The 18333-nt window shown below is 73.4% G+C and carries 15 protein-coding genes, 1 tRNA gene, 2 pseudogenes and 1 riboswitch; of the genes and pseudogenes, 6 read left to right on the top strand and 12 right to left on the bottom strand.

The features are described 5' to 3' along the window. Positions 1 to 125: 125 nt before the first annotated feature. Genes HIR71_RS07555 through HIR71_RS07540 form a run of 4 tightly spaced genes read right to left on the bottom strand, consistent with a single transcriptional unit; the run spans position 126 to position 5061 of the window. A complete protein-coding gene (locus HIR71_RS07555) occupies positions 126 to 926 on the bottom strand; it encodes a hypothetical protein (protein ID WP_169324442.1) in 801 nt (266 codons plus the stop codon). Positions 927 to 948: 22 nt separating this feature from the next. After that, entirely contained in the window at positions 949 to 2091 is a 1143-nt protein-coding gene (locus HIR71_RS07550) for an ABC transporter ATP-binding protein (RefSeq protein WP_169324457.1), read from the bottom strand. Between the two features lie 53 nt (positions 2092 to 2144). Next, a complete protein-coding gene (locus HIR71_RS07545; protein WP_169324441.1) occupies positions 2145 to 3881 on the bottom strand; it encodes an ABC transporter permease in 1737 nt (578 codons plus the stop codon). Between the two features lie 16 nt (positions 3882 to 3897). Then, a complete protein-coding gene (locus HIR71_RS07540; RefSeq protein WP_249051655.1) occupies positions 3898 to 5061 on the bottom strand; it encodes a thiamine ABC transporter substrate-binding protein in 1164 nt (387 codons plus the stop codon). A gap of 99 nt (positions 5062 to 5160) precedes the next feature. Next, positions 5161 to 5281, bottom strand: a riboswitch (TPP riboswitch). A 104-nt stretch (positions 5282 to 5385) separates the two neighbouring features. On the opposite strand from HIR71_RS07540, the gene HIR71_RS07535 reads away from it, so the two are divergent. Beyond that, positions 5386 to 5637 (top strand): DUF4235 domain-containing protein, encoded by a 252-nt coding sequence (locus HIR71_RS07535; protein WP_169324440.1) that lies wholly within the window; start codon positions 5386 to 5388, stop codon positions 5635 to 5637. A gap of 3 nt (positions 5638 to 5640) precedes the next feature. Here HIR71_RS07535 and mnhG read toward each other — a convergent pair whose 3' ends face one another. From mnhG to dcd, 8 genes are all read right to left on the bottom strand, one after another. After that, positions 5641 to 6084, bottom strand: a complete 444-nt coding sequence (mnhG, locus tag HIR71_RS07530) for a monovalent cation/H(+) antiporter subunit G (RefSeq protein ID WP_169324439.1) — start codon at positions 6082 to 6084, stop codon at positions 5641 to 5643. Beyond that, complete coding sequence (locus HIR71_RS07525) at positions 6084 to 6485, bottom strand: MrpF/PhaF family protein (RefSeq protein ID WP_169324438.1); 402 nt, start codon at positions 6483 to 6485, stop codon at positions 6084 to 6086. Before HIR71_RS07525 ends, mnhG begins: the two co-directional genes overlap by 1 nt. Next, complete coding sequence (locus tag HIR71_RS07520) at positions 6482 to 7138, bottom strand: Na+/H+ antiporter subunit E (protein WP_169324437.1); 657 nt, start codon at positions 7136 to 7138, stop codon at positions 6482 to 6484. Before HIR71_RS07520 ends, HIR71_RS07525 begins: the two co-directional genes overlap by 4 nt. Then, positions 7135 to 8694, bottom strand: a complete 1560-nt coding sequence (locus HIR71_RS07515) for a Na+/H+ antiporter subunit D (protein WP_169324436.1) — start codon at positions 8692 to 8694, stop codon at positions 7135 to 7137. The genes HIR71_RS07520 and HIR71_RS07515 overlap by 4 nt, the downstream gene beginning before the upstream one ends. Then, positions 8691 to 9188 carry a Na(+)/H(+) antiporter subunit C gene (locus HIR71_RS07510; protein ID WP_249051654.1) on the bottom strand — a complete coding sequence of 166 codons (498 nt, stop codon included), beginning with the start codon at positions 9186 to 9188 and terminating at the stop codon, positions 8691 to 8693. The genes HIR71_RS07515 and HIR71_RS07510 overlap by 4 nt, the downstream gene beginning before the upstream one ends. After that, the gene (locus tag HIR71_RS07505) at positions 9185 to 12226 is read right to left on the bottom strand and encodes a Na+/H+ antiporter subunit A (protein WP_169324435.1); all 3042 of its coding nucleotides are present in this window, start codon (positions 12224 to 12226) and stop codon (positions 9185 to 9187) included. The genes HIR71_RS07510 and HIR71_RS07505 overlap by 4 nt, the downstream gene beginning before the upstream one ends. A 447-nt stretch (positions 12227 to 12673) precedes the next feature. After that, positions 12674 to 13783 (bottom strand): hypothetical protein, encoded by a 1110-nt coding sequence (locus tag HIR71_RS07500; RefSeq protein ID WP_311836163.1) that lies wholly within the window; start codon positions 13781 to 13783, stop codon positions 12674 to 12676. A 5-nt stretch (positions 13784 to 13788) separates the two neighbouring features. Further along, complete coding sequence (gene dcd, locus HIR71_RS07495; RefSeq protein ID WP_169324434.1) at positions 13789 to 14364, bottom strand: dCTP deaminase; 576 nt, start codon at positions 14362 to 14364, stop codon at positions 13789 to 13791. Between the two features lie 92 nt (positions 14365 to 14456). On the opposite strand from dcd, the gene HIR71_RS07490 reads away from it, so the two are divergent. The 5 genes and pseudogenes from HIR71_RS07490 to HIR71_RS07475 all read left to right on the top strand — a co-directional run bounded on the left by HIR71_RS07490 (position 14457) and on the right by HIR71_RS07475 (position 18315). Next, positions 14457 to 14530 (top strand) — tRNA-Gly (locus HIR71_RS07490). Further along, positions 14531 to 14806 (top strand): annotated as a pseudogene (locus HIR71_RS17685) (hypothetical protein); the annotation flags it as partial. It lies immediately after the preceding tRNA gene. A gap of 90 nt (positions 14807 to 14896) precedes the next feature. Beyond that, positions 14897 to 16135 (top strand): tyrosine-type recombinase/integrase, encoded by a 1239-nt coding sequence (locus HIR71_RS07485; protein ID WP_249051673.1) that lies wholly within the window; start codon positions 14897 to 14899, stop codon positions 16133 to 16135. Positions 16136 to 16942: 807 nt separating this feature from the next. Next, positions 16943 to 18136 (top strand): annotated as a pseudogene (locus tag HIR71_RS07480) (ATP-dependent DNA helicase); the annotation flags it as partial. Continuing rightward, positions 18094 to 18315, top strand: coding sequence for a helix-turn-helix domain-containing protein (locus tag HIR71_RS07475; RefSeq protein WP_169324432.1), 222 nt, complete (start codon positions 18094 to 18096; stop codon positions 18313 to 18315). The pseudogene HIR71_RS07480 and the gene HIR71_RS07475, both read left to right, overlap by 43 nt. Positions 18316 to 18333: the final 18 nt, after the last annotated feature.

The raw sequence follows: 18333 nt of genomic DNA, 5'->3' as shown, positions 1-18333 counted from the left end.
ACGGCCTGGAAACCCGCACCCGACGCGCCAGCCGGGACCCGGTCACGCCCCGCTACCGGAAACCGCAACAAGACCCGCAAACGGGTCACCAAGACCCCTGACGCGCCACTACTCGCGGATTTGGGTCAGAGCCCCCACCACCTGCGCCAGCGGCGCTCGACCCGGGCGAACTCGTCGTCGTCGAGCCCGTAGGTGGACAGGACCAGGCTGACCCGGCCGTGCGGCGGACGGACGGCGACGGGCGTCGTCTGCACGACCAACAGTCCCTCCCGGGCCGGGGACGTCACCACGAAGCCCCGCTGGTGCTCGCTCCGGTACCAGACCGTGCCGCCCTCGACGTACTCCTCACCCTCGATGGTCCGGCGGAACTCCCACTCGCCCCCGATCGGCACGTCGTCGGTCAGCGAGACACCCAGCCGGTAGACCGGGCCGGCGCCGCGCGGCCCCGCGTCGAGGTCGATCGCCGAGACGGTCCGGCGCCTGCCTTGCGGGTTGCGCTCGACGACGTAACGCAGCTGCTGGGCGAACTGGTTCCATCCCTCGTCGATCTCGTCGAACGTGCCCACGGCCGAACCGGCGGGCGCGCCGCCCGCCGCGGCAGTCGGGGCCGACGCCGCGCCGTCGGCGGTGGCCCCCCGCGTGCGCCGCGTGATGGTGAGGAAGGTGCCGCCCTGGAACGGCGCGACGGCGATCGCGTCACCGTCCGGCCAGGCGAGCGTGCGGACGTCGCCGTGCTCGCCCTCGACGACGCTGTCGAAGAAGATCTGCTGGATCTCGTCGGCGAGCCCGTCGTAGTCCCAGCCGAACCAGCGCGTGAGCTCGGTCGGGTCACGGAGCGAGAGCCACACCACGTCCGGCGGTGCCGCGATGTCGAGCGCCACCACCTCCCGGTCGGCCGGACGCTCGCGCTCGGTGCTCTCACTCATGGCACGACCTCCCGGTCCGGGGTCAGGGCTCCCCATCGAGGCTAGCCACCCGGCTGGTCTCGCGCAGGACGGCGACGTGGTGGCGGTCGACCTCGAGGCCGACGACGTCGCCCGGCCGCCAGGCATCGACGCCGGGGGCCACCGCGGTGGCCGGGCCGAGCCCGTCCACGTCGACCGTGAGCACGGCCCGGCCCCGCCCGAAGGCCACCGCCACGACCCGCCCCCGCACGCCGCCGCTGTCCCCGCCGCCCCCTGTGTCCCTGACCCCCGCGCCGCCCCCGACGACGAGCGCCCCCTCGGCGAGCGCCGCCACAAGCCCCTCCCCCGCGACGTCCGCACTCCGTGGGCCCAGGGCACCACGGAGTGCGGACGTCAGCGGGTGGGGGTGGGGGTGGGGGTGGGGGTCGGGGTCGGGAGCACTCGCGGCGGGGGTGGGTAGGGGTACGAACGTCTCGTAGCCCAGGAACTCCGCGACGCGGCGCGACGCCGGGGCGCGCCAGAGCTCGGCGGGCGGCGCGAGCTGGAGCAGCCGGCCCGCGTCCATCACCCCGACGCGGTCGGCCACGGCGAAGGCCTCGTCGTGGTCGTGCGTGACGAACAGCGCGGCCGTCCCGGTCGTCACGAGCGCGGCGCGCAGGTCCGCGGCGAGCCGTTCGCGCAGCGACCGGTCGAGCGCCGAGAGCGGCTCGTCCAGCAGCAGCAGCTGGGGCCGTGGCGCGAGCGCGCGGGCGAGCGCCACCCGCTGCTGCTCGCCGCCCGACAGCGTGCCGACCGCGCGCCGGCCGTACCCGCGCAGGCCCACGACGTCGAGCAGCTCCTCGACCCGTCGCGCGCGCTCGGGCCGCGGCGTGCCCGCCATCTGCAGCCCGAACGCGACGTTCCCCGCGACGTCGCGGTGCGGGAAGAGCTGCCCGTCCTGGAACAGCAGGCCGAACCTGCGCCGGTGCACCGGCACGCCCGCGAGGTCCGCACCCGCCCACCGGACCGACCCCGCCGCGAGCGGCTCGAGCCCGGCGACCGCGCGCAGCAGGCTCGACTTGCCGCACCCCGACGGGCCGAGCAGCGCGAGCACCTCGCCGGGCGCGACGTCGAGGCGGACGCCCCCGACCGCCGTCGTCTCCCCGTAGCGCACGACGACGTCCCGCACCTCGAGCCCGTCCCGCACCTCGAGCCCGTCCCCGCCGCCCGCGGGCGCGTGGCCCGGCGACACCGCGGCGCTCACAGCTCCGCCAACCGGGACGAGCCGCGCAGCCGCTCCGCGACGGCCATGACCGCCGAGGTGACGAGCGCGAGCACGACGCTCGCCGCGAGCGCCATCCCGTGGTTCTCGGCCCCGGGCCGGCCGATCAGCCGGAAGATCACGACGGGCAGCGTCGGCCGGTCGGGGCGCGCGAGGAACGACGTCGCGCCGAACTCGCCCAGGGAGACGGCGAACGCGAGCCCGACGGCCAGCGCGAGCGCACGCGCCGCCATCGGCCCGTCGACGGTCGCGAGCACGCGCCCGGGAGCAGCGCCCAGGGTCGCCGCCACCTCGCGCAGGCGCGGGTCGATCGCGCGCAGCACCGGCAGCACGCTCCGCACGACGAGCGGCACGGCGACCACCGCCTGCGCGATCGGCACCAGCACGCCGCTCGTGCGCAGGTCGACCGGCAGCCCGAACGGCCGGTCGAGCGTGAGGAGGAACCCGAACCCGACGGTCACCGCCGACACCCCGAGGGGCAGCATGAACACCGCGTCGAGCAGCGACACCGCGCGCCGCCCGGCCCGCACCCGCGGCCGGCGCGACACGACGAGCGCGACCAGCCCGCCGACCACGACCGCCAGCACGGTCGCGTCGAACGCCGTCCGCAGCGAGTTCGCCGCCGCCTCCCAGACCGTCACCGACAGCGCGTTCGGCCCCCCGGTCGTGCCGAGGTTCGCGTAGTGGTCGAGGCCCCACCCGGCCGGGGTCCGCAGCGACCGCACCACGAGCGTGGCGAGCGGCAGGGCGAGCAGCACGACGACGACGCCGGTCACCACCGCGGCGGCGACGTCACCGCGACCCAGGGGGTGGGTCGCGCCGGCCGGTGCGGCCAGCCGCAGCGCGCGCTCGCGGCGGGTTCGCGCGCGCGCCGCCACGCCGAGCGCGACCGCCACGACCACGAGCTGCACGACCGACAGCACCGACGCCGCGCGCAGGTCGAGGAACTGCGTGGTCTGGACCCAGATCTCCGTCTCGATCGTGCCGAACCGCGTGCCCCCGAGGACGAGGACGACGCCGAACGCCGTCGCGCAGAACAGGAAGACGAGCGATGCGGCGGACGTGATCGCCGGCCCGAGCGCCGGCAGGGTGACCTCGAGGAAAGCGCGCCACGGCGGCGCCCCCAGAGCGCGCGCGGCCTGCTCCGCGCGCGGGTCGAGGTGCTCCCACAGCCCGCCGACCGTGCGGACCACCACGGCGTAGTTGAAGAAGACCAGCGCGGCGACGATGGCGGGGAACGTGCCGTCGAGCCGCAGCGCGCCGAGCGGGCCGTCCTCGACGAGCAGCGCGCGGAACGCCACGCCGACCACGACCGTCGGCAGGACGAACGGCACGGTGACGAACGCCCGGACGGCGGCCCGCCCCCGGAACCGGCACCGGTAGAGCACGTACGCGCCGGGCACGCCGAGCAGCAGCGAGATCACCGTCGCTACGCCGGCCTGCGCGAGCGTGAGCCCGAGGATCCGCCACGTCCTGGGGCGCCCGAAGACGTCCGCGAACCCCCCCAGGTCGAGCGCGCCGTCGGCGGTGAAGCCGCGCGCGACCATCGTCGCGACGGGCCAGCCGAAGAAGACCCCGAGGAAGACCAGCGGGATCCCGGCGGCGAGCGTCCAGCCGACCCAGCGCCGCGCCCGGCTCGCACCCCGGCTCGCACCCCGGCTCGCGTTCCGGCCGGGGCGACGGCCGGGGCGCCGGCCCGCGCCGCCGGCGATCATGCGCGACACGTCGGGGCTACCCGATCACGAGGTCGGTCCACGTGCGGATCCACGCGTCACGGTTCGCGGCGATGTCCTCGGCCGGCACCTCGAACGGCTTCTCCGCGAGCGGCCCGAACTGCGCCCACGCGGCGGGCAGCTCGACGCCTGCGTCCACCGGGTACATGTACATCTGCTCCGGGATCGTGGCCTGGAACTCCGCGCTCACGAGGAGGTCGACGAGGCGCTGCGCACCCTCCGGGTTGTCGGCGCCCGCGAGCACGCCCGCGTACTCGACCTGCCGGAAGCACGTCTCGAGCAGCGCACCCGTCGGCGCGTCGACCGCGCCCTCGGGCACCTCGAACGGCGGAGACGACGCGTAGGAGACCACCAGCGGGCGCGGGCCGTCACCGCTCGAGCCCGAGAAGTCGACCGAGTACGCGTCCGACCACCCCTCGGTGACCTTGACGCCGTTGTCCGCGAGCGCGGTCCAGTAGTCCTGCCACCCCGCGTCGCCGAACGCGCCGACGGTCGCGAGGAGGAACGCGAGCCCGGGCGACGACGTCGCGGGGTTCTGGACCACGAGCAGGTCGCGGTACTCGGGCTTCGTCAGGTCGGCGAGCGTGACCGGCTCCGCGAGCCCGCGCTCGGCGAACCACCCGTGGTCGACGTTGACGCACACGTCGCCGACGTCCACGGGGGTGAGGGAACCGGCGTCGTCGACCGCGTACTGCGCGGCGCTCGCGGGCAGGTCGGCCGGGGTGTACGGCTCGACGACGCCCTCGTCGATCGCGCGCGAGGCGAACGAGTTGTCGATCCCGAAGACGGCGTCGCCGAGCGGGGCGTCCTTGGTGAGGACCAGCTGGTTGACGAGCGCGCCACCGTCCCCGGGCGCGACCAGCTCGACCGTGAGGCCCGTCTCGGCCTCGAACGCGGCGAGCAGGTCGGGGTCGGCGGCGAACGAGTCGTGCGTCACGAGCACGACGGTCCCGGCCTCACCGCCCGCGGTGCCCGACGACGCGCCGCCGGGCGGGGAGTCGGACCCCACCACCGAGCAGCCCGTGAGGGCGAGCGCGGCGGCCATGGTCGTCGCGGCGGCGGACGTGCGTGCGGCGGACGTGCGTGCTGCTGACGTGCGTGCGGTGGACGTGCGTGCTCCGGACGTGCGTGCTGCTGACGTGCGGGGCGATCGGATCGCCATGGTGTGGATCTCCTCCTCGAGGTCGCAGGAGGGGCCCCCGGGCCGCCGGCGAGCTCCGCCCGGCCCGAGGGCGCGGCGGCACTGCGTCGACGAGCCCGGAGATCGAGATTCCCGACTCCCTACGCCGGTGCAAACCGGATCAGGTTCGAGGGTCTGCGGATCACCGCACTCTCAGCGCCTGGTGCCCGGTGACCCGAGCGGCGCTCCCCTGTCGTTCGCCCGCCAGGTTACACCGGCCACCGGGCTGCATCGGGCTCCGCCCACTACCGTGAGCGCGTACCCGCCAGCCCCCGCGTACACCGCGCTCACCGCCAGGAGTCACCCGTGGTCGACACCCCGTCGCAGTCCACCCAGTCCAAGCTCATCGGTGCCGTCGTCGCCCTCGGGGCGGCGTGGGTCGCGCAGAAGATCGTGTCGACCGCCTGGCAGGCGGCGAGCGGGCACCAGCCGCCGAAGGCCGACGACGAGGGCGACGCCCGGTTCGCCGAGGTCGCGGGCGCCGCGGTCATCACGGGCGCCGTCATCGCGCTCGTCCGCGTCCTCGCCACCCGCGGGGCCGCCAAGATGCTGCGCTGACGGTCAGCCGCGTCCGCCGGTGGCCTCGTCGGCCTCACGCGCGAGCTGGGCGGCGAGGCGGTCCTCCGCGTGGGCCTCGCGCTCGGCGGCGTCCTGGTCGGCCGTGAGGTCGTCGACCACGAGCAGGTCGCTGCGCACCTTGCCCGTCCGGTAGCCGGCGCGGCCGACCATGTGGGAGGCGACCGGCGACGTGAGCAGCTGGAACAGCACGATGAGCACGAGCATCCAGAGCACGTCCCCGGACCGCAGCCGCAGCGCGAGCCCGATCAGCGCGAGGATGAGCCCGAGCACCTGCGGCTTGGTCGCCGAGTGCATGCGCGCGAGCAGGTCGGGGAAGCGCACGAGGCCGACGCCGGCGGCGAAGGCGAGCAGCGCGCCGCTGAGGAAGAACAGCCCGGCCAGGGCGTCGAGCAGCACCCCGCCGTCGATCGACGTCCCGGCGTCCATCAGCGCACCTCCCCATGGGCCGCGCCACCGTGGTGGTCGGTGTCGGTCTCGCGCAGGTCGTCCCGCTCCGCGAGCGCCCGGGCCGCCTCCTCCTGCGCGATCTCCTCGCGCGTCCGGACCTTGCCCTCACCCTCGGGCTCGCGCGCCGCGAAGCGCGCGATGGTCACCGAGCCGACGAAGCCGACGAGCGACAGCGCCACGAGCACCGGGATGGTGTCGGTCCGGCGCGAGTACGCCGCCTCGAGCGCGATGAAGGCGACGACGGTCGTCGTGAACACGTCGAGGGCGACGGTCCGGTCGAGCATGCTGGGGCCGCGCTCGGCGCGATAGAGCGCGAGGAGCGCCGCCACGGCCAGGAGAGCGGCGCACACAGCGACGACGACGGTGGTCACGACGCTCATCGAGCCACCTCCCGGGAGGTCTGGGCGGCCCGGGCCGCACCGCTGCCACGACCGGATCGGTCACCGCGTCCACGGCCACCGCCGCGTCCCACGCCCCACTCCGGGATGCGACGCGGGGCCAGCCCGGCCGCGACGAGCTGCGCGTCGGACGCCAACGCGCGCAGGACGCGCTCCTCCTGGTCGAGCACCGACTGCTTCGCGGCCTCGACGCCGCCGGTGGTCTCGACGTCGAGCACGTGCAGGTACAGCGTGCTGGTGAGCCGGTGCGCCTCGACGACGATCGAGCCCGGGACGAGCGAGCAGAGCTCGGCGGTGAGCGTGAGGTACAGGTCGGACGAGCTGCGCAGCCGCACGCCGATCACGGCGCTGCGGGGCGGGCGGCGGCGGAACGCCTGGACACCCACCTGGACGCTCGCGACGACGATGTCCTTGAGGAACACCGCGATCAGCCGGATCAGGTTCAGCGGGTGGACGTGCCCACCCGACGCGACCGGCGGCAGCGGCAGGGCGGTCGTCATCGCGAGCGCGAGGAGCGCACCGGCGACGACGTTGGCGATCGTCAGGTCGCCCCACAGGAGCACCCACAGGACGGTGAGCCAGAGGATCGTCGGCCACTGGACGGCGGCGGCCCTGCGCCGCGGGTGGAGGCTCACTGCGTCTCCTCCCCCTGCGTCTCCTCGCCCGCGACGTCGTCGGACACCCCGGAGCCGCGGCCGCCTTCAGGCAGCACGGCCTCGATGTAGATGCGGGCGCGCAGGTCGTGCGAGGCACGCTCGGTGTAGGCGTAGAGCGGGCCGGCCACGACCGTGAGCGAGATGCCGAGCAGGACGAGCGCTCCGGCCGAGCCCACCATGGCCCGCGGCAGCCGCACCACCGGCACGTCGGCGGGCGCCGTCTGCCAGAACGCCTTGTTCCAGGCCTTGACCAGCGCGTAGAGCGTGAGCAGCGAGGTCACGACGCCGCCCGCCACGAGCGCGTAGGCGAGCGGCGTGCCCGAGGTGACGCCGGCCTGGAGCAGCCCGGTCTTGCCGAGGAACCCGGAGAACGGCGGGATCCCGGCGAGGTTCATGGCGGGGACGAAGAAGAGGATGGCCAGCACCGGGGCGATCTTGGCGAGCCCGCCCAGCTGGTCGAGCGACGTCGTCCCCCCGCGGCGCTCGATCAGCCCCGCCACCAGGAAGAGCGTGGTCTGCACGGTGATGTGGTGGACGACGTAGAAGATCGCGGCCGCGACCCCGGCCTCGCTCGACAGGGCGATGCCGAAGATCATGAAGCCGATGTGGCTGACCAGCGTGAACGAGAGCAGTCGCTTGATGTCGTTCTGCGCGACCGCACCGAGGATGCCGACGACCATCGTGGCGAGCGCGGCCCACATGAGCAGGTCGTCCGCCCGGCCCTCGGGGAAGAGCAGCGTCTGGATGCGGATGATGGCGTAGACGCCGACCTTGGTGAGCAGGCCGGCGAAGACCGCGGTGACGGGCGCGGGCGCCGTCGGGTACGAGTCGGGCAGCCAGGCCGAGAGCGGGAAGATCGCCGCCTTGATGCCGAAGGCCAGGAGCAGCAGCAGCTGGAGGACGAGCGAGACGCCCGGGTCGATGTCGGGCAGGCGCTGGGCGAGCTGCGCCATGTTCACCGTGCCGGTCGCCGAGTACGTGAGCCCGATCGCGAGCAGGAAGATCACCGAGGAGAGCAGCGCGACGACGATGTAGATCGTCCCCGACCGCACGCGCTCGGCCGTCCCCGTGAGCGTGATGAGCACGTAGCTCGCGGCGAGCAGCACCTCGAAGCCGACGTAGAGGTTGAACAGGTCACCCGCGAGGAACGCGATCGCGACCCCCGCGGCCAGCACCAGGTAGGACGGGTGGTAGATCGCGACCGGGGTCTCCTCGTCGCCGTCCGCGAAGCCCTGGGCGAGCGAGTACACGAGGACCGCGAGCGTCACCGCCGACGAGATCGCGAGCATGAGCGAGCTCAGCCGGTCGGCCACGAGGCTGATGCCGACGGGTGACGACCACCCGCCGACGTCGACCACGAGCGGGCCCGAGTCCGCCAGCACCAGCAGCAGGCACGACGCCACGAGCGTGAGCGTCAGCGCGACGAGCGTGATGACGCGTTGCGCGCGCCCGTGCCGCCACAGGGCGAGCGCGAGCCCGGCGCCCGTGAGCGGCAGCACCACGGGGAGCGGCACGAGCCAGGTGTAGTCGTTCATCGGGCACCGACCGGCTCCGCGTCGTCGTCCGACGACTGCGTCTCGTCGCGCGCCTCGGCGGCGTCGCGGTCGAGGTCGCTCACGGTGTCCTCGGTGTCCATGTCGGCGTAGATGGCCTGGTCGTAGGCCGCGATGCGCGCGATCCGGCGGTCCTCGACGTCGTCCTGCACCTCGTCGTGGCGGTGCAGCTGCCACGAGCGGTACGCGAGCGCGAGGAGGAACGCCGTCATCCCCAGCGTGATCACGATCGCGGTGAGGACCATGGCCTGCGGCAGGGGGTCGCTCATCTCGTCGGTGTCGGTCATGCCGACGATGGGCGCGCCGCCCGCGGCCCCGCTGGCGACCAGGAACGTCAGGTTGATCCCGTTGCCGACGAGGATGATGCCGATCAGCACCCGGCTCAGGCTCCGCTCGAGCATGAGGTAGACGCCGGCCGCGACGAGCACGCCGATCACCACGACGAGGGTCAGGTTCGGGGTCATGTCCACGGTCATCGCGACACCTCCGCGGGGGTGGGGGCGTCGGCCGGGGTGCCCATGTCGTCGGCACCCGTCTCCTCGCCCTGGCGGTCGATCTCGGCGCCGAGGCTGCGCAGGATGTCGAGCACGAGGCCGATGACGACGAGGAAGACGCCCACGTCGAAGAACAGCGACGTGACCAGCTTGACGGGCCCGAGGACCGGCAGCGCGATCTCGACGATCACGCTCTGCAGCACCTCGGCGCCGCCGAGGAGCGCGACCAGCCCGACGCCGGCCGACAGGAACAGTCCGGACCCGAGCAGCAGACCGGGGTGCACGGGCGCGGCCTCGCCGAGCTCGTAGCGCCCGCCGGCCAGGTACCGCACGATCAGCGCGATCCCGACGACGAGGCCCGCCGCGAACCCGCCGCCGGGGGTGTTGTGCCCCGAGAACAGCAGGAACGCGGCGAACACGACCATCGTGTGGAAGAGCAGCCGCGTGACGACCTCGAAGATGACCGAGCGCCGTTGCGGCGCGAGCGTGCGCTCGGCGCGCAGCCAGGCTCGCGAACCGGCGATCGCCGAGCCGATCGACGGCGCGCCGCGCGGCTGGGCGTGCGCGTCCTGCGCCGGCGTCGACACCCCACGACGGCGCAGCGACGCCATGCGGTCGCGGTCGTCGTCGGTGCCCCACACGCCGCTGCTCGCGGTGTGGTCCACCTCGACCTCGCTCACGCGGTTCGGGACCGCGTGGCGGCGCTGCCGGAAGATCAGGGACGCCACTCCGGTGGCGGCGACGAGCAGCACCGAGATCTCGCCCATCGTGTCCCAGGCGCGGATGTCGACCAGCACGACGTTGACGATGTTCTTGCCGCCGCCGAACGAGTACGCCTCGTCGGCGAAGTCGATCGACTGGGGCACGTGCATGCGGGCACCGGGCGCCACCAGGGTCAGAACCGCGACCGTCCCTCCCACGAGCACCCCGATCGCGAGCCGCACCCAGCGGCTCACCGCGAGCGGCCGGTCCGAGAAGTAGGCGGGCAGCCGCCGCAGCACGAGCACGAAGATCATCAGCGTGATGGTCTCGACCAGCACCTGCGTCAGGGCGAGGTCGGGCGCTCCGTGCAGGAGGTACAGCACGGCGACCCCGTAGCCCGACATGCCGACGAGGATCACGGCCTTGAGCCGGCGCCGGGCGCGGACCGTGAGGACGGCGGCGATCACGATCGCCGCGCCGGCGACCAGCTGGCCCGGCGAGTCCCACCCACGCACCTCCACCGGCAGCGACGTCCCGGTGTAGAGCGCCGTGCCCGCGAGCGCCATGAAGACGACCAGGATCCCGCCGAGGTAGAACGGGAGGGACCCGCGCTGGGTGATCGCGGTGACGTCCGCCGAGACGTCGTCGAGCCGGCGCATGGTGCGGCGGTAGAGGTGGTCGGCCTCCGGGCCGGTCCGCAGCCGTGCCTGGAACCGCTCGACCGGCGCGCGGCCGACGAACAGCAGCGCGCCACCGGCGAGGATCAGGAGCGTGAGCAGCAGCGTGGGCGTGATGCCGGCCCACAGCACCAGGTGGCCGGGGTCCCCCGTCGGGTAGGTCGCGGCGTACGGCGAGAGCAGCTTATCGCCGAGCCCCGGCAGCACCGCGACCGCGAGCCCGAGGACCGCGAGCGTGAGCGCCGGCCAGACGAGCACGAGCGAGGGCCGTGTCACGGCCGGCGGCTCACCGGGGCCGACCGACTCCGGTTCGCCCTCGGCGACCGGTGCGTGCGTGACGCTCGCCTTCGTCGCGAACGCGCCCCACAGGAACCGCAGCCCGTACGCAGCCGTGAGGACGGACCCGAGCGTCACGGCGACCAGCACCGTAGCCCCGACCCAGCCCTCGCCGTCCTGCCGGACGGCCTCGATCGCAGCCTCCTTCGCAGCGAAACCCGCGAAGGGCGGCAGCCCGATCATCGAGGCGACCGCGAGCCCGGCCGCGGTCGCGGTCACGGGGAGCGCTCGTCCCACCCCCGAGAGCCGACGCAGGTCGCGCGTGCCGGTCGCGGCGTCGACCACGCCGACCACGAGGAAGAGGGTGGCCTTGAACATCGCGTGCGCGCCGATCAGCGCAAGGCCTGCGAGCGCCGCCGACTTCGTGCCGAGCCCGACGAGCAGCACGATCAGGCCCAGCTGGCTGACCGTCCCGAAGGCGAGGACGAGCTTGAGGTCGTGCTGGCGCAGGGCGCGGTAGCCGCCGACCAGGAACGTGCCGCAGCCCAGCGCGATCACGATGACCTGCCACGCGGTCAGGTCGGCGTACGCCGGGGCGAACCGCGCGACCAGGTAGACGCCGGCCTTCACCATCGCGGCGGCGTGGAGGTACGCGCTCACGGGAGTCGGCGCCGCCATGGCCGACGGCAGCCAGAAGTGCAGCGGGATGAGCGCGGACTTGCTCGCCGCGCCGGCCAGGAGCAGGACGACGGCGACGGTCGCGAGCGTGCCGCCGGGGGGCGAGGCGATGATCTCGGAGAGCCGGTACGTGCCCGCCGACTCGCCGAGCAGGATGAGGCCGACGAGCATCGCGAGACCGCCGGCGGTGGTGAGGATGATCGCCTGCATCGCGGCGCGACGGCTCGCCTTGCGGTCGGCGTAGTGCCCGATGAGCAGGTACGAGAACACGGTCGTGAGCTCCCAGAACACGTACAGGAGCAGCATGTCGTCGGCCACGACCAGGCCCAGCATCGCGCCCGCGAACGCCACCAGCACCCCGCCGAACCGGCCCAGCCCGCCGGCCTTCGCGGAGAAGTACGCCGAGCAGTAGACCAGCACGAGCGCACCCACCCCGCCGACCAGCAGCAGCATCAGCCACGACAGCGTGTCCATCCGGAACGCGAGCTCGAGCTGCAGCCCGGGCACCCACTCGACCACCTCGGTCGGCAGGTCGCCTCGCAGCACGGCGGATGTCTGCGTGAGCGCCCAGACCGTCGCCGAGGCCGGCGCGATCGCCAGCACGAGGAAGGCGCGACGCCCGAGCCACGACATCAGCGCAGGCGCAGCCAGTGCCATGGCGAGATGGGCGACGAGCAGCAGCAGCACGTCCGCTCCGTCCTGTGGTGGGCGGGTGGTCGGTCGGTGTCGTGGTAGGACGACGCCCGAAGCAGCTGGCTACCGGGGGGCGACGACGGATGTGACGACGGGTCTGAAGTTGTCGGGACGGGCAGGTGCGAGCACGCGGCGCGGGGGTGCGGACCCCCACTGGTGCCTCACGGATGTCGGTCGAGGATAACAAGCGTCACGCGCTGACCCCGACCCGTGCCGTCGGCTCGGCGGGTGGACGGTGGGTGGACGGCGGGTGCGTGCCGGCCGGTGCGCGTGCCGGCCGGGCGGGTGCGAGTTCGCTGGTGCGGCGGCGAGTTCGCTGGTCAGGACCGGCGAACTCGACTCCGGACCAGCGAACTGGGGACCAGCGAACTGGCGAGCGGCGCGGGGCCGGCGAGGGAGCCGGGCGGGCGGGTGGGGCGGGGCGGGGCGGGGTCGGGCGGGTCAGAGGTGGGCGGGATGGACCAGGAACTCCGAGGCGTCCGTGATCTCGCCGCCGACCACGGCGTGGAGCTCGCGCGTCAGCGCGCTGACCAGCGGCTGGACGCGCCCGCGCGCGACCTTGTGCGCGAACGACGGACGCTCCAGCTCGAGTTCCTCGAAGTCCGGCGGCGCCCAGCGCACGCGGTACGCGACGACGCCCTGCTGCGCCCAGTCGACGCCGCGCAGCACGAACGGCGCCGGCTCGCCCCACGACACCTCGAGCGCGAGCAGCCCGTCGACCTCCAGGCTGGTCAGCACGCCGTACCCCGTGCGTTCCTCCGGCTGGGAGAGCGCCGCGATGTCATACGCGTCGGCCTGCGTGTGCAGGCTCCAGAGCTCCTGCTCGTCGAGCGCGGGCACGCCGGTGCCCCCGAGCCGCTCGACGAGGCTGCGCTCGCCCGTGCCGGCGGGCGGGCCGCCCCACGGGACGGCGTCCATCGCGAGCCGCGCGCGCGGCGTGACCCGCTGCATGACGCCGAGCGCCTGCTCGGGCTCGAGCCACGCGTCGGTGAAGATCGTCAGGTCGATGAGGGCGTGGGGGTCGGGCACGAGCACGACGCCGGTCCCGCCGACGCGGATCGCCCCACCGAGCCGGCGCGCGGCGGCGACGAGCCAGTGCACGACGCGCTCCTCGTCGCGGATCGGCATCCCGGCCGGGAAGGCGCGCTTGAGCCCGTCGCGGTCGCCGCCCGGGTAGGGCGGCGCGCCGCGCTCGGTGGGCGTCTCGACGACGAACGCCGTGGCCGACGACGGCGGCAGGCCCAGCGCCGCGGCCCCACCCTGGCCGAGCGCGTAGGGACCGACGAGGCGCGAGTGCCGCGACAGCCGGAGCACTCGCGCCGTGCCGCTGCCCCTCGCCGTGCCGCTGCCGCGCGCGCCGCGCCCGCCCGCCGTCGTGCGCGCGAGGCCCGCCGCGGCGTCGGCGTCCCAGCCCGCGGCCGTGAACCGGCTCAGGGCGAGCGCCTCGACCTCCTCGCCGAGCACGTCGGCCGGGAGAGCGAGCAGGTGCCGGTCTCGCACCGCGCGGTCAGAGACTGGCAACGCGGGCAGCTCCGCTCCGGGCACTCTCACGCCGGTCACACCTCGGTGCGGTGGAAGCTCTGCCACGAGCGCGACGCCGTCGGGCCCCGCTGGCCCTGGTAGCGCGACCCGTACTGCGCGGAGCCGTAGGGGAACTCCGAGGCGGACGAGAGCCGGAAGAAGCACAGCTGCCCGATCTTCATGCCCGGCCAGAGCGTGATCGGCAGCGTGGCGACGTTCGACAGCTCGAGGGTCACGTGCCCGGTGAAGCCGGGGTCGATGAAACCGGCGGTCGAGTGCGTGAGGAGCCCGAGTCGGCCGAGCGACGACTTGCCCTCGAGGCGGGCGGCGACGTCGTCGGGCAGGGTGACCGCCTCGTACGTCGAGCCGAGCACGAACTCGCCGGGGTGCAGGATGAACGGCTCGGCCGGGTCGACCTCGACGAGCCGGGTGAGCTCGGGCTGGTCCTGCGACGGGTCGATGACCGCGTACTTGTGGTTGTCGAAGAGCCGGAAGAACTTGTCGAGCCGCACGTCGATGCTCGACGGCTGGATCATCGCGGGCTCGTACGGGTCCAGCACGACGCGGCCGGTGTCGAGCTCGGCGCGGATGTCACGGTCGGAGAGCAGCACGGGGCCACGCTAGCGGGCACTGCCGACGACGCGGTCCGGCACCTCGCGGTGTTCGGTATGCTCGGTGCCGCGCTCCCGCCTGGGCGGGCCGCGCGGGTGTAGTTCAGTGGCAGAACTTCAGCTTCCCAAGCTGATAGCGCGGGTTCGATTCCCGTCACCCGCTCCAGTGTTTTCGCAGGTCAGGCGCCTGCGACGTCCGTGTCAGACCCCCGTAGGACCCTCGTTGCAGGTGGCTCGTGCCATAACGTGCCATGAGAGATGCCGCGGAGGACCTGCCGTGAACGCTGGACGAACTCCCCACCGCCGTGCCAGCGGAGCGATCCGCCGGCTCTCCTCGGGCCGCTGGCAGGCCCGCTACACCGGACCGGACGGCGCGCTGCGGTCGCTCGGGACCTTCCGGACCAAGACGGAGGCCGACCAGGCACTCGCTCACGAGACGTCACGGATGGCTCGAGCGCTGTGGCACGACCCTCGCCGCGGTGAGCAGCTGGTCGGGGACTACTTCCGGGACTGGATCGCGTCGCGCGGGGTGATGGCGGACAGCACGCGGGCGCTGTATTCGCGGCTGCTCGAGGTCTGGATCGACGCGCCGCTGCCGCTGGCGCTCGCGGGCGGCCGAGAGCGGACCGTCCAGCCCGGCGCCCAGACGCTCGGCTCCGTCACGCCGGCGGACGTGCGCGAGTGGGACGGCGCCGTGCTGGCCGAGTCGGTCCGGCGGGCGACCGAGCGCTGGGAGCGGGCACAGGCGCATCCGCGTCGCGTGAACGCGGCGATACGCCGCTGGGCGGCCGAGATCGGGACGCCTCTGGCGGCGACGGGGCGGATTCCTGTGGCCGTCCGCGAGGCATGGGAGGCTGCGACCGAAGGCGTCGCGGACGCCGATGGTCGACGGGGCCGCAACGCCGGAAGGACGGAGGCGGCGCAGGCGTACCGGCTGTTGCACACCGGGATGGCGCAGGCGGTCGCGGATGGTCTGATTCAGACCAACCCCTGCACGGTCAAGAAAGCGAGCCAGCGCGACAGCCGAGACCGCACCGAACGCAGGGTCGCCACGTCGGAGGAGATCTGGGCCCTCGCCCATGCGATGCCCGAGCGGTATCGCGTTGCCGTCATCGTCGCGTTCTGCAGCGGGCTCCGTGCCGGCGAGCTGTTCGCACTGCAGCGCCGCCACGTCGACCTGACCGCCGGGACGATCCGCGTCGAGCATTCGCTGAGTCGGGCTGGCGCCAGTGTCCATCGGTTCTCTTCGACCAAGACCGTGGCCGGCCGCCGCACGGTCGCGCTGCCGGCCGTGGCCGTCACCGCGCTCACCGAGCACATGGCGCGGTTCACCGGGTCGAGCAAGAATGCGCTCGTCTTCGGCACCGTCAACGGCACGCCGCTCTCCCCCGGTAGTCGCTCGGTCATGTTCGCCCGCGCCCGACACGCGATCGGCCGCGACGACCTGACGTGGCACGACCAGCGGCACTCCGCGATGACGGTCGTCGCCGCCACCGGCGCCAAGCTCCCCCGAGCTGATGGAGCGAGACGGGCACGCGAGCCCCAGGGCGACTCTGCACTACCAGCACGCCGACGACGGGGCCAGCGGCGGATCGCGGACCGGCTGAACGAGGCGCTAGGACAGTCGACGACGGCTGATCAGGCCTCAGGTCGGGAGGAGAAGGGCACCGACGTGAACGTTGCGTCTCACCTGTCGGGCGACGGAGACCATGAACCGGGCATCGCGAACGCTGTTGTCGTTCACGTCCTTCACCATCACCGGCCAACCTGACGTCACGAGCTGAGGTCTGCCGGCCTTGTCCTTGGTCGCGAGAGGGGCGCTGACGACGCGGGAGACGTAATACCCGTACTCGATGTGGTCCACTGCTCCGGCAGTACGAAGCGCCCGGAGGTAGGTGTCCTGATCCTTCTGGCCCTGCGGATTGTCGAGTCCGCTGATGCGCGCTGTGCAGTAGACCACTCTCGCGATCTGGGCCGCGGACCAGCCGGCGTCACGCGCCACGACCGACGTCGCAAGCGCACGTACGTCGAGCCAGCGCCAACCGGCGACACCGTGCCCGCCCACAAGGCCGACGCCGCCGTAGTACAGGTTGAAACCGTCCACGTAGACACCGACTCGCATGGGCAGAGACTAGGGCACCGCTGTCACGCGACTACCAAGCCTGACCGCCGGATGACGGAAGCCCGGCTCCGACAATCGCCCGGGCACCGCGTGGTCGCGCACTGGGACACGTCGATACAGTCGTCAGCTCACCAGGCGGCGCTGACCTCCACGAACCTCGGCGAAGGCCGCTTGGGCCGCCCATGCGCGGGTTCCGGGCGGACCCAGCCCGCTGGGCCCGCGCCTGAATCAGAGATTCGCATGATCGCAGGACTCCTCTTGCACCGGCGTGCCGTAAGGGGCCTCGGTCAACCCGTCATCGGTCGCCGAGCACCCCCTCGTCACCAAAGTTGATCGAACTCTTCTCTCCCTGGAGCCCGATGTTCGTCGTTCTCGCGCACACCTGTATGTAGAGGCACTCATCGGAACCGCAGCGGGCGCCTCGGATCGGGGCACGCGCGTGATGTCGATGCACTCGATGCCCTCGTCGGACCGGCCGGCTCCGGCAAGACCACGACCCTCGCCGCCTTAACCACGTTCTGGTCGCAGAACATCGGCCGCGTCGTCGGCCTCGCCCCCTCCGCCACGGCGGCCCACACACTGAGCCAGTCCCTCGGCGTCCGGTGCGACACCACCGCCAAGTGGTTGTACGAGTCCGCCGGCGACGGCGCCCGTCAACGCGCCGCCGCCTTCGAGGCCTCGCGGCGGAGTGAGGCCAATGCCACGAGCGCGGGATGGATGCAGGAGCGCCGGGCCCGAGCGGAACTGATGAGCGAGCAGGCGCGGTGGGCCTTCGCGCCCGGGCAGCTTGTCGTCGTCGACGAGGCATCCCTTGCCGACACCCGCACGCTGGCCGCCCTCGTCCAGCACGCCAGCCAGGCGCGAGCCAAGGTGCTGCTCGTCGGAGACCACCTTCAGCGCGGGTCAGTGGACGCCGGAGACGCGTTCGCGATGCTCGCCCGCCGTGGCCCCACCGCCGAGCTGACCAGCCTGTGGCGGTTCACCCGCCCGTGGGAAGCCCGTGCCAGCCTCGAGCTCCGGCGCGGCCATCCCCGCGCCCTGGACACCTACACCGCCCACGGCGCCTTCACCGCGGGCAGCCACGACGCCATGCTCGACGCCGCCCTCGACGCCGTCCTCACTGCCCGCGAGACCGGACACACCGCCGTCCTGCAAGCCGTCGACAACCGCACCGTCCGAGACCTCAACGCCCGTGCCCACGCCGACGGTGTCCTCTCCGGCACCGTCACCCCCGACGGGGTCACGCTGCACGACGGACTCATGGCCGGCGTGGGTGATCGGATCGTCACTCGACGCAACCACCGCCGCCTCACCACCGTCACCGGCTTCGTGCGCAACGGCGACCTGTGGGACATCACCGCCATCCACACCGACGGATCACTGCGCGCTCGGCCGGCCGACCCGGCACACCGATCGGCCGACGCCTCGATCTTGCTCCCCGCCGCCTACGTCGCCGAGCACGTCGAGCTCGGCTACGCCACGACCACCGCACGCAGCCAAGGCATCACCGTCGACCAGACCCACACCATCGCCGCACCCGGCATGGGCCGCGAGGACCTCTACGTCGCCATGAGCCGTGGCCGCGACCCCGTCGAGAGAGGAACACCATGTCCACCACCGACACCAACCGATCCGCGCTTCTCACGGTGACCCAAGCCGCCGACGAGCTGCACGTCACCGAGCGCTTCATCCGCAAGCTCATCGCGACCGGCGACCTGGACGCCGTCAAGGTCGGCACGCGCCTCGTCCGCATCCGGCGCACCAGCCTCGATCCGCTGCTCCGGCCGATGCGCGTTCCTCCTTCGATCGGCGCGCGGAGGTTCGGCTGACGGGAGTGCTACTCGCCC

The organism is Cellulomonas fimi (genome assembly GCF_012952065.1).
Lineage (GTDB): Bacteria > Actinomycetota > Actinomycetes > Actinomycetales > Cellulomonadaceae > Pengzhenrongella > Pengzhenrongella fimi_A.
Note: the sequence above shows the minus strand (reverse complement) of the source record. Positions and strands in the feature narration are given on the sequence as shown.